Annotated in this window: 13 protein-coding genes and 1 pseudogene; 8 read left to right on the forward strand and 6 right to left on the reverse strand. The window is 70.5% G+C overall.

Annotated elements, in window-relative coordinates; translation table 11 throughout:
* Positions 1-22: 22 nt before the first annotated feature.
* The 4 genes from D466_RS20950 to D466_RS0107150 all read left to right on the forward strand — a co-directional run bounded on the left by D466_RS20950 (position 23) and on the right by D466_RS0107150 (position 4,416).
* Positions 23-1,831: a bifunctional diguanylate cyclase/phosphodiesterase gene (locus D466_RS20950; RefSeq protein WP_018913026.1), complete on the forward strand. Its 1,809-nt coding sequence runs from the start codon at positions 23-25 to the stop codon at positions 1,829-1,831.
* Between the two features lie 198 nt (positions 1,832-2,029).
* The gene (locus D466_RS0107140) at positions 2,030-2,911 is read left to right on the forward strand and encodes an HDOD domain-containing protein (protein ID WP_018913027.1); all 882 of its coding nucleotides are present in this window, start codon (positions 2,030-2,032) and stop codon (positions 2,909-2,911) included.
* A 36-nt stretch (positions 2,912-2,947) separates the two neighbouring features.
* Complete coding sequence (locus D466_RS0107145) at positions 2,948-4,132, forward strand: hypothetical protein (RefSeq protein WP_018913028.1); 1,185 nt, start codon at positions 2,948-2,950, stop codon at positions 4,130-4,132.
* Positions 4,133-4,137: 5 nt separating this feature from the next.
* Entirely contained in the window at positions 4,138-4,416 is a 279-nt protein-coding gene (locus tag D466_RS0107150) for a MoaD/ThiS family protein (protein WP_026284997.1), read from the forward strand.
* Here the strand turns inward: D466_RS0107150 and D466_RS0107155 are convergent.
* Positions 4,413-5,072: a YceI family protein gene (locus tag D466_RS0107155; protein WP_018913030.1), complete on the reverse strand. Its 660-nt coding sequence runs from the start codon at positions 5,070-5,072 to the stop codon at positions 4,413-4,415. The genes D466_RS0107150 and D466_RS0107155 overlap by 4 nt on opposite strands.
* A gap of 218 nt (positions 5,073-5,290) precedes the next feature.
* Between D466_RS0107155 and D466_RS0107160 the strand changes: the two genes are divergently transcribed.
* The gene (locus D466_RS0107160) at positions 5,291-5,734 is read left to right on the forward strand and encodes a VOC family protein (protein ID WP_018913031.1); all 444 of its coding nucleotides are present in this window, start codon (positions 5,291-5,293) and stop codon (positions 5,732-5,734) included.
* A gap of 41 nt (positions 5,735-5,775) precedes the next feature.
* Here D466_RS0107160 and D466_RS0107165 read toward each other — a convergent pair whose 3' ends face one another.
* The 3 genes from D466_RS0107165 to pxpB are packed head-to-tail and all read right to left on the reverse strand — an operon-like array spanning position 5,776 to position 8,261.
* Entirely contained in the window at positions 5,776-6,549 is a 774-nt protein-coding gene (locus tag D466_RS0107165; RefSeq protein ID WP_018913032.1) for a LamB/YcsF family protein, read from the reverse strand.
* A gap of 10 nt (positions 6,550-6,559) precedes the next feature.
* A complete protein-coding gene (locus D466_RS0107170; protein ID WP_018913033.1) occupies positions 6,560-7,552 on the reverse strand; it encodes a biotin-dependent carboxyltransferase family protein in 993 nt (330 codons plus the stop codon).
* A complete protein-coding gene (gene pxpB / locus D466_RS0107175) occupies positions 7,545-8,261 on the reverse strand; it encodes a 5-oxoprolinase subunit PxpB (RefSeq protein WP_026284999.1) in 717 nt (238 codons plus the stop codon). The genes D466_RS0107170 and pxpB overlap by 8 nt, the downstream gene beginning before the upstream one ends.
* Positions 8,262-8,339: 78 nt before the next feature.
* Here pxpB and D466_RS20955 point away from each other — a divergent pair, with 78 nt between their 5' ends.
* Complete coding sequence (locus D466_RS20955) at positions 8,340-9,227, forward strand: LysR family transcriptional regulator (protein ID WP_038165605.1); 888 nt, start codon at positions 8,340-8,342, stop codon at positions 9,225-9,227.
* Between the two features lie 226 nt (positions 9,228-9,453).
* Entirely contained in the window at positions 9,454-9,648 is a 195-nt protein-coding gene (locus tag D466_RS0107190) for a helix-turn-helix transcriptional regulator (protein ID WP_018913037.1), read from the forward strand.
* A 124-nt stretch (positions 9,649-9,772) separates the two neighbouring features.
* On the opposite strand, the gene D466_RS25100 is transcribed toward D466_RS0107190, so the two are convergent.
* A complete protein-coding gene (locus D466_RS25100) occupies positions 9,773-10,012 on the reverse strand; it encodes a type II toxin-antitoxin system HicA family toxin (RefSeq protein ID WP_018913038.1) in 240 nt (79 codons plus the stop codon).
* 99 nt (positions 10,013-10,111) lie between these two features.
* Here D466_RS25100 and D466_RS25105 point away from each other — a divergent pair, with 99 nt between their 5' ends.
* Positions 10,112-10,192: a hypothetical protein gene (locus D466_RS25105; RefSeq protein WP_156004103.1), complete on the forward strand. Its 81-nt coding sequence runs from the start codon at positions 10,112-10,114 to the stop codon at positions 10,190-10,192.
* Between the two features lie 468 nt (positions 10,193-10,660).
* Here the strand turns inward: D466_RS25105 and D466_RS23865 are convergent.
* A pseudogene (locus tag D466_RS23865) lies at positions 10,661-10,801 on the reverse strand (IS5/IS1182 family transposase); the annotation flags it as partial.

Raw genomic sequence — 10,801 nt, forward strand, 5'->3', positions numbered from 1 at the left:
CGCCGGACTTCCCCGGCGCCCGATGCCCTCGACCATGCGCCCCTGCGACCTGCCGCCTACTTCCGAGTTCGACGCGCAGGAGGCGCGGGTTCCCGGGAAGGGGCTGCGGCGGATCGCCGGCAAGGCCATCGGGTCGATCGCAGGCCGCTTCGGCACCCGCCGCAAGCGCGACGAGCACGAGTTGCGCATCGCCGCCGCCGTGTTCGAGTCGCAGGCGGGCATGCTGGTGACCGACGCCAACGGCGTGGTGCAGCGCGTCAACCGCGCCTTCAGCCGCATCACCGGGTACGAGCCCGCGGACATCGTCGGGCGCAATCCCCGCATGCTGCGCTCGGGCCTGCAGGCCCCGGGCTTTTACACCGACATGTGGCGCCAGTTGCGCGAGCAGGGGCATTGGCAGGGAGAACTGGTGAACCGCCACCGTGACGGTTCCCTGTACCACGAGCGCCTGGACGTCTCGGCCATTCGCGATGCGCACGGCGAGGTGCTGCATTACGTGGGATCCATCACCGACATCACCCGCGAGAAAAGCGCCAGCGCCCGCATCGAGCACCTGCGCTACCACGACCCGCTGACCGAGCTGCCCAACCGCAGCCTGTTGCAGGACCGCCTGGCGCATGCGCTGCAGGCGGATTCGCGCAGCGGCGAGTACGGCGCGCTGCTGCTGCTCGACCTGGACGACTTCAAGAACGTCAACGACTCGCTGGGCCACGCCTTCGGCGACCGCGTGCTGGTGCAGGCGGCGCAGCGCATGCGCCGGGCCATCCGCACCGAGGACACGCTGGCGCGCTTCGGCGGCGACACCTTCGCGGTGCTGGTCGAGGGCCTGGGACGCAGCCGCGCGGAGGCGGCCACGCGCGCTGCCGGCATCGCGGCCAAGCTGCGCCACGCGCTGCAGCAGCCTTTCCAGCTCGACGCGCGCGCGGTCTCCTGCGGCGCCAGCATCGGCCTGACCCTGTTCGACGGCGATGCCGAGCAGGTGGACGTGCTGATGCGCGAGGCCGAGCTGGCCATGTACCGCGCCAAGGAGCTGGGGCCGGGCGGACTGTGTTTTTTCGAGCAGGCGATGCAGCAGGAACTCGAAGCGCGCAACGCGCTGGAGGCCGACCTGCGCGCGGCGCTGGAGACCCGGCAGTTCCTGCTGGTCTACCAGGGCCAGTACGACGCGCGGGGGCGGCGCATCGGCGCGGAGGCCCTGCTGCGCTGGATGCACCCCGTCCGGGGCCTGCTCGGGCCGGGGTGCTTCATCGAGCTGGCCGAGCAGACCGGCCTGATCGAGCCCCTGGGCCAATGGGTCCTGGAGCAGGCCTGCGTGCAGCTCGCCGCGTGGGGGCGCGAGGACGGAAACTGCGCGCTGACCCTGGCGGTGAACATCAGCGCGCGCCAGTTCCGGCATGGTGATTTCGTCGAGCGCGTGTTGCGGGCCATCGCCGCGGCGGGGGCCGACCCGCGCCGGCTGAAACTGGAAATCACCGAAAGCCTGGCGCTGGAGAACCTGCAGGACACGGTGCGCAAGCTGCGCGAGCTGCGCGCGCGGGGCCTGAGCGTCGCGCTGGACGACTTCGGCACCGGCAACTCCTCGCTGGCCTACCTGGCGCAGCTTCCGCTGGATCAGCTCAAGATCGACAAGTCCTTCGTCGACCAGCTGCCGCAGGACCCCACGTCGGCGCTGATCGTGCAGGCCGTGCTCGCCATGGGCCACGGCATGGGACTGCAGGTCATCGCCGAGGGCGTGGAGACCACGGCCCAGTACGAGCATCTGGCGGGCCTGGGTTGCGATGCCTTCCAGGGCTTTCTGTTCGCGCGGCCGGTGGCCGCGACAGACTTTTAGACGTTTGGCGAGGCCTGGATGCGAAGTTCCGGGCCAGGCGCGCCGTGAACTTTTCCGCGCGGGTGGGCAATTTGTAGATCCCCAGCCGCGGACCGCTTGCCAAGGCGGGTCTGCGCGGAGTACCGTGGGGTCTCCGACGCCGGGCAGAGCGAATACGCCGCCGCCCGGAGCGCCCATTCGCAGTTCGCGAGGTCCCTCATGCCCATCCCGCCGGCCGGCGCGCTCGACCGACTCGAGAAGCGACTCGAGGACCTGCCCTTGTTGCCGGACGTCGTGCACAGGCTCATGAGCCTGCGCCAGGACAGCTACGACTATTTCGACCAGGTGGCGCAGGCCCTGCACGCGGACCCGGGCTTCGCCACGCGGCTGCTGCAATACGCCAACTCGGCGGCGCTGGGAGCCGGCAGGCCGATCACCAGCATCCAGGAGGCCATGCTGCGCGTGGGCGCGCGCGGCGCGGTGGACCTGGTCCTGGCGCATTCGGCGGCGCGCATCTTCGTTCCCGGCTACGAATGGGAGAAGATGCTGTGGAAGCACTCCATCGACGTGGCCTGGCTGATGCGCAAGCTGTCCGTGCTGGCCGTGGACCATCGCGGCGAGCCCGATGAAGCCTACGTGTTCGGCCTGCTGCACGACATCGGGCGCTTCGTGCTGTACCTGGAGGCGCCCGAGGAACTGCGCAGCGTCGAGGAGACCGACTGGGCCACGCCCGAGGAACTGATCGAGGCCGAAACCCGGATCTGCGGCTTCACCCATTCGGAGCTGGGCTACCTGGCCCTGCGCAAGTGGCGCCTGCCCGACGCGCTGGCCGAGGCCGTGCGCTGGCACCACACCCAGCCGCTGCCGCTGGACAAGATCGACGGCCGCTACCGCGCGCTGAACGAGTTGCTGCAGGAGGCCGACTGGATCGCGGTGGCGGCCGAGCGCGCCGAGGCCGGGGACGGCAAGGCCCGCTCCGAGCTGCGCGGAGCGCTGGACGGCAGGCTGCGCCTGCGCGGAACGGCGGACAATCTCGAATTCACGATCCAGGAGGCCCTGCGCGAGTCCCGGCGTATGCTGGCAGCCCTGCACCTGCAATAGCCACGACGGCCGCGACGGCCACGACGGGGAGCGCGCATGACCTCGATGATCCTGCTCGGCACGCGCAAGGGCACGGTCCTGCTGGACCGCGGGGCCTCGGCCTGGCGCCCGCGCCCGATCGAACACGCGGGCATTCCCGTGTGCTACGCGGCGCGCGACCCGCGCGACGGCACCTTGTGGGCCTCGCTGGACCATGGGCACTGGGGGCCGAAGCTGTCGCGCTCGCGCGACGGCGGTGCCAGCTGGGAGGACCTCTCCTCGCTGAAGTACCCCGCGGGCGCACGCTACATCGTCAAGTACCTGCCGACCCCGGATTTCGACCCCGCGGCACCCGCGGCGCAGCCGGAGTACCGGGACGCTACCGTGTACAAGATCTGGACCCTGGCCTTCGGCAACGCCGAGCAGCCCGGGCGCCTGTACGCGGGAACCATCCCCGGGGGGCTGTTCGTCAGTGACGACGGCGGCGACACCTGGGAGCTGAACCGGCCGCTGTGGAACCACGACAGCCGCGGCGGGGACCTGTTCGCCGGCGAGGCGACCCACGAGAACCGCTGGTTCGGCACGCCGGCCAGCGTGGACTACGGGGTGTTCGAGCCGGGCATCCATTCCATCGTCGTCGACCCCCGCGACGGCCGGCGACTGCTCGTGGCGGCTTCCTCCGCCGGGGTGCTGCGCAGCACCGACGGCGGGCTGAGCTGGGCCGGGAGCAACCAGGGCATGCTCAACGACTACCTGCCCGATCCACGCGCCGAGTGGGGGCACGATCCGCATTTCGTGGCCGCCTGCGCGGCGCAGCCGGAGCGCATCTGGCAGCAGAACCATTGCGGGATCTTCCACAGCGAGGACGGGGCCGCGAACTGGAGCCGGGTCAGCCGAGCGGAGGCCGGGGCCCATTTCGGCTTCCCCATCGCGGCCGATGCGGTGGACGGGCGCACCGCCTGGGTGGTGCCCGCGCGGGCCGATTCCCAGCGCATGGCCATCGGCGGCGGCCTGTTCGTGGCGCGTACCGAGGACGCCGGCCGGACGTGGACCGAACTGCGCAAGGGCCTGCCGCAGGAGCATTCCTACGACATCGTGCTGCGCCACGCCCTCGACGCCTCGGGCAACTGCCTGTGCTTCGGCACCAGCACCGGCAACGTCTACCTCTCCGAGGACCGCGGGGATTCCTGGCGTTGCCTGGGCAACAACTTCCCGCCCGTCTACTCGGTGCGCTTCGGGTGAGCGCCATGCCCACCGTGGAAATCACCCGGCACCTGCACCGGTTCTTTCCCGCGCTGCGGGAGGGACCCGTGGAGGTGGAGCCGGGCTCGGTGGGCGAGGTGCTGCGCGCGGTGGACCGCCTGGCCCCGGGCTTCACGGACTACGTGCTCGACGAGCGCGGCGCGCTGCGCCGGCACGTGGCGCTGAGCATCGACGGCCGCATCGTGATCGACCGCGCCACGCTGCGCGACCAGGTGTCCGAGGCCTCGGTGGTCCATGTATTCCAGGCCCTGACCGGCGGTTAGCCCTGCTCGCCCGGCCGCGCCGCGACGAACTCCGCCTCGACCCGCAGGTGCACGGTGTCGCCCACCAGTCCCGGCCAGGCCTTCAGGCCCAGGCGGCTGCGCGAGAACTCCCCGGTGGCCGAGAAACCCAGGGTGGGCGCGCCGGTGACCGGGTCGACACCGTAGCCGTTGAAGCGCACGTGCAGCGTCAGCGGTACGTGCTCCTCGCCGAGGCTCAGCACTGCGGCCACCTCGCCCTGCCGCGCCGAGGTGGCGCGCCAGCCGCGGGCCTGCAGCCGGATGAAGGCCTGGTGCGCCGCGTCCAGCATGGCCGGCGAGCGCAACTCGCGGTCCAGCAAGGGCACGTTGGTGTCCACGCTGTCGCTGCGCACCCGCGCGTCGAGACGGGCGTCGGCCACGCCGGCGGCGGGCCAGACCAGGGTGGCCTGCATGCGATCGAAACGCATGATGAAGCGGGAAAAGCCCAGGTGGTCCACCGAGAACACCACGCTGCAATGTTCGGGGTCGAGGCGGTAGGTGCCCGCCGGCACCGCGGCCAGGCTGCGGTCCTGCACGCGCAGCGCCGAGCGCAGATCCGCGCAGGCGCTCAAGGCCAGCAGGCCGGCGGCGAGTCCGGCGAGCAGCAGGCGGCGGACGAAGGGCGCGTGAGCGGGCATGGTCGATCGAGGCAGGCTGAGCCGAGGCCCTGCGAGCATAACCGGCGCTGCCGCGGCGCGCGCGGCCTGCGCATGGCCTCCGAGGGGGATTCATTCATAAGGCTTCGTGATGGTCAGCCCCAAGAACTATCGCTTTTGTCGTTGCTCCCGCCGGCTCTACCATGGGGCGCACGCAGCGTGCTGCGAGTTCCCCTTTCTCTTTCGCCCAGCCCGATCCGATGCAAGCCCCCATCACCAACCCCGGCATGATGTCTCCCTTCCACCTCGCCTTTCCGGTGCATGACCTGGCGCTGGCTCGCCAGTTCTACGGCGGCCTGCTCGGCTGCCCCGAGGGGCGCAGTTCCGAGGACTGGGTGGATTTCAACTTCTACGGCCACCAGATCGTCGCCCACCTGGCGCCCGGCGAAACCGGCGCGGTCCAGCGCAGCGCCGTCGACGGCCACGGTGTGCCGGTGCGCCACTTCGGCGTGGTGCTGCCCATGGCCGACTGGGAAGCCCTGTCGCAGCGCCTGCAGGCGCGGGGCGTGGAATTCGTGATCGAGCCCTACATCCGCTTCAAGGGCCAGCCGGGCGAGCAGGCCACGATGTTCTTCCTGGATCCCTCGGGCAACGCCATCGAGGTCAAGGCCTTCGCCGACATCGGCCGCCTGTTCGCCAAGTAGCCCGGGCGAGGCGCGCCTACCGGGGCGCCGCCCGCGCGGGGTCAGGCCGTGGCCGGTGCCGCCGCGGCGCCGAGCCGGACGCCTCCTGCGCGCAGCGCCTGCGTCAGCCCGGTGGCGAAGGCTACCGCGCCGGGCTGGTCGCCGTGCAGCGACAGCGCCTGCGCCTCGATCGGAATCTCCCGCCCCGACAGCGCCCGCACGAAGCCCCGCTCCAGCATGTCGCGCACCTGCGCCACCGACTGCTGCAGGTCGGTGATCATGGCGCCGGGCTGGCGCCGGGGCGTGAGGGTGCCGTCGTCCTGGTAGCTGCGGTCGGCGTAGACCACGCTCACCACGTGCAGCCCCAGGCCGCGCGCGACCGTCGCGGTGACGCTGCCCGACATGGCGTAGAACAGCAGCGAGGCATCGACGTCGCGCACGGCGCGGCCGATAGCCTCCGACAGCTTCTCGTCCACCACCGCCATGTTGTCCAGCGCGCCGTGGGTCTTCACGTGGCGCACCCGCGTGCCGGCGGCCGCGGCCACCGCCTGCAGCGCGCCGATCTGGTAGACCACCAGGTCGTAGGCCTCGGCGGGGGACACGGCCATGGCGCGCCGCCCGAAGCCGAGCAGGTCCGGCAGCCCGGGGTGGGCGCCGACGGCCACGCCGCGCGCCGTGGCCGCCCGCACCGTGCGGGCCATGGTTCCGGGGTCGCCGGCGTGGAAGCCGCAGGCGATGTTGGCCGAGTTCACGTAGCCGAGCAAGGCCTCGTCGTCGCCCATGGCGTAGACGCCGAAGCCCTCTCCCATGTCACAGTTCAGGTCCAGGGTGTTCATGGTGTTGCGGTCAGGGGCTTTGAAGGGAGCGCAAGGCGCGCGGGGCGGGGGCCAGGTCCGCGAACAGGCGCGCGCGTTCCAGCAGCAGGCGCTGCGCGGCCTCCACGTCGATGGTCTCGAAGCGCAGCATCTCGCCCGGCGCGCGCTGCGCCAGCCGCGGCAGGTCCGCGGTGGCCACCTGGGCGATGCGCGGATAGCCGCCCGTGCTCTGCCGGTCGGCCATGAGCACGATGGGCCGTCCGTCCGGAGGAACCTGCACCGTGCCGAAGGTGACGGTCTCCGACAGCATGTCCGCACGCACGCGGCGCTCCAGCACGGGGCCTTCGAGCCGGTAGCCCATGCGGTCCGATTGGGCGCCGATGCGCCAGGCATCGCCCAGCCAGGCGGCCTGCGCGGCGGGCGTGAACTGCGGCCATTCGCTGCCGAGCACGACGCGCAACGGCGCCGGGTTGGCCGCCGCGTCCAGCAAGGCCTGCTGCGCACGCAGCGCGCGCGCTGCGCGCCGTGGTGCCGGTCCGAGGGGTGCCGCCAGCGTCAGCACGTCGCCCGCGGCCAGCGGCCGGCCCGCATGACCGCCGAGGCCGGCACGCACCAGGGTGCTGGCGCTGCCCAGCACCCGCTCCAGGGCGAAGCCACCGCGCACCGCCAGGTAGGCGCGTAGTCCGGCGCGCCGCGCTCCGAAGCGCAGGGTCGCGCCGGCCGGCACGCTGACCGCTCGGCCCGGGGCCAGCGCCTTGCCGTTCAGGCTGGCAGACAGGTCGGCGCCGAAGCAGGCGATCACCGCGCTCGAGCAAAAGCGCAGCACGGGGCCGATCAGGGTGATCTCCAGGGTCGCGACCTCGGGCGGGTTGCCCACCGCGGCGTTGGCCAGGCGGTGCGCGACTTCGTCCATCACGCCCGAGACCGACACGCCAAGGTGCTGGAAGCCGCGCCGTCCCAGGTCCTGCAGGGTGCTGAAGGCCCCCGGCTTGAGCACCTCCACCGCGGCCGCCGCCTCAGGCATCGGGCTGCTCCCGCAGGCGCTCGAAGTCCTCGCGGCCCACCGGCACGAAGCGCACAAGATCCCCCGGCGTCAGCAGGCAGGGCTCCCGCGCCGCGGGGTCGAACAGGCGCAGCGGAGTGCGCCCGATCAGGTTCCAGCCGCTGGGCAGTTCGAAGGGGTAGATCACGCACTGGCGATTGGCCACCCCCACCGTGCCGGCGGGCACGCGCGCCCGCGGCGTGGCGCGCCGGGGCAGGTCGAAGGCCTCGCCCCACAGGCCAATGTACGGATGCCCCGGGGCGAACCCCACCATGAACACGCTGCGTGGCGCCCGCGCGTGCAGGCGCACGATCTCTTCCGGGGCGACGCAGGCGCGCCGTGCCACCTCGCCGAGGTCCGGGCCCCAGTCCCCTCCGTAGCACACCGGAATCTCGATTTCCCGAGCGTCGGGCGGCGGCGCCGCGTTCGCGGCCTCCAGCAGGGCGCGAGCGGCTGCTTCCACCGCTGCCAGCGGTGTCTGTCCAGGTAGCGCCCGCAGCGCCTCGGGCCGGAAATGCAGGCCCACCGTCGTGAAGGACGGAACGATGTCGTCGATGCCGGGCAACGCGGCCGCGCGCAGGCGCTGCGCGAAGGCCACGGCGCGGCGATGAATGTCCGGGTCCACCCCCTGGCCGAACTCCACCAGCAGGCAGGTGTCGCCGACGGAGCGCATGATCGGAAAGTCGTCCATGTCCGGCAGCATGCTAGGCCGCGCGAGCACGAATGCAAACCAATTAATATTTGACCGACTCATCAATTCTCTTTGTGCATGCTTCGTGAGCTGAAGACCTTCGTCGCCGTCGCGCGCGAGGGCACGTTTACCGCCGCGGGCGAAAAGATCGGACTCACCCAGGCGGCGGTGAGCGCGCAGATGCAGCGCCTGGAATCGGAGCTGGGTTTCGCGCTGTTCGACCGCACCGGCCGCTCGGCGCGGCTCAATGCCCGTGGGCGCGAGGTGCTGGAGCGCGCGCAGGAACTTCTCCAGCTGTTCGGCGGCCTCGGCTCCGGCGCGGCCGGCTCCCAGGCCGCGGTGACGGTGGAACTCGGCGCCATCGCCTCGGTGCAGCGTTCGGTGCTGCCGCAGGTGCTCGCCGCCTTCCACCGGCAACTGCCGCGCTGCCGCAGCCGCGTGGTCCCGGGCCTGTCGATGGAACTGCTCGACCGCGTCGACGCCGGGGAGATCGGCATGGCTGCCGTCATCCGCCCGCCCTTCGCGCTGCAAGGCGACCTGCGCTGGAACACGCTGGCCCACGAGCCCTTCCGCCTGCTGGTGCCGCGTTCGGCGAAGGGGGACGATTGGGCCGAACTCCTCGCCTCCCATCCTTTCGTGCGCTACGACCGCGCCTCCTTCGGCGGCAGGCAGGTCGACCGCTTCCTGCGCGCCGCGCATCTCAGGGTGCGCGAGGTCTGCGAACTCGACGAACTCGACGCCATCGTGCGCCTGGTGGCCAACGGCGTGGGCGCGGCACTGGTGCCGCAGACCGCCAGCCACGGCCGCTGGCCGGCGGGAGTACGCGCCATCGACCTCGGGCGCCACACCTTCCACCGCGACATCGGCCTGGTGCATCGCGCCGGCCTGGACCCCGACAGCCCGGCCGGCCTGCTGGCGCGCCTGCTGAGCGAGGCGTATGGCCCGCGCGGGCGCGATGCGCCCTGATGCCAAGGTGCCGAACGGCCTGCCGGAACTGCAACGCAAAGCCCCGCACATGCGCGTGGAACCGCAGTCGGCGACCATGCGCGGCGCCGGCCTCGATCATCGTTTCTGAGCGCGCCAGGAGGCGGCAGGGCCGCACGCTGATCGTGCTGCATGTGTTCGTGAAGAAGACGCGGACAACCTCGCGCGTCGCCATCGAGACCGCGCGCACCCGCCTGGAGGCCATGCGATGAAGTCCCTGAAGCAGATGAAGGCCGAACTGGCCGCCGTGCCCGAGGTTCAGGCCGAGGTGGCGCAGCGCATGGGCACGACGCAAAGCGTGGTGGCCCGCCTGGAAAGCGGCCGGCGGCCGCCATCGCTGCGCACGGTGCAACGCTATGCCCAGGCCGTCGGCGCTCGTGCCGTCGTGCGCCTCGAGGCCTGAGGCTGCGCGCCGGGCGATGGCTTCGCGGGTTCTGGCGCCGGGAGGGTGAGACCTTCATCGACGGCTATGACGAAGGACTACGTCAAGCACCGCAAAGGAAAGCTTGTCAGCCCGACAAGGTGATCTACCGGCCAAGTGCCGCGTAGAACTGCTTCTTGTTGACACCGGCCTGACGGGCCATGAACGATATCAGGTCTTGGCTGAAGGGCGCTTTGGGGCAGTCAACCGTGACCTTCAAGAATCCTGTGGCGTCGCACTTTACCCATTGCTCATGCGAGCCGCTTTGTTCCCGGAACGAGAAACCAAGGGCACGCAAGATCTCCTTGACCTCCCTGCAGGTCAACGGCGGATGAGCCGAACTCATGCGCCGACAGCTATCGTCTCTCTAGAGAGGTGATGGCTTCGTGAACTGCCGAGCTTGCGTCCGCCCGAGGCCAGCCCCAGTGCCCGGAACCAGTAGAACATGATCCAGTACTTCAACGGAGCGCGTCGGGTCATCAGGTGTTCCGCATGTTCGACATCTCGACCGTCGAACATGTCATGAACGTAGCTCTCGATCTGAGCCCTGAGGAGTCGATGCGCTTCGACGTACGTGTCGGCCTGTGCAGCCAGGCAGAAGTCCAGGCACATCACCGTCCATTGACCATTCACTTGGCGGCCCAGGATCCGAAGCAGGAAGGCTTTTGGCTTCATGGTCGTCCGATTTTAGGCGTCCAACTCGCTGGTCGCAGGCGCTACCCGGGGTTTGTCCTAGCCGAGATCAAGGTCTAGGTGTCAACCGTCCAATGAAGTTGCGGAGCAAACCCGGGAAGTTGCGGAGCAAACCCGGAACCGTGGAGCAACTCTGGGCGGCAGAGTAGGGCGCATCACGCGCGCTAAGGCAACGCTGAAGAAGCACCTGTTTTTGCAGAAGCCGGGCCCTACGATTTCAGGATGCGGGAACTCGATTCGATGAGGGTGATTTGGCGCCCATCGGGCCTCATTCGCGAGCCTTTCGACCCGCCTTGCGCCCTTATGGACGCACCTGTGCCATGAGCCGATTTCGGCACATGAAGATGTTGCTCAAGGCCAGCGCGGCGAACGCGCGCGTCGCGTTCTTATCCAGTCCGCGATAGCGCACCTTGCTGAAGCCCCACAGCCGCTTGATGACGCC

The sequence above is a fragment of the Thiomonas sp. FB-6 genome, assembly GCF_000377645.1.
Lineage (GTDB): Bacteria > Pseudomonadota > Gammaproteobacteria > Burkholderiales > Burkholderiaceae_C > Thiomonas_A.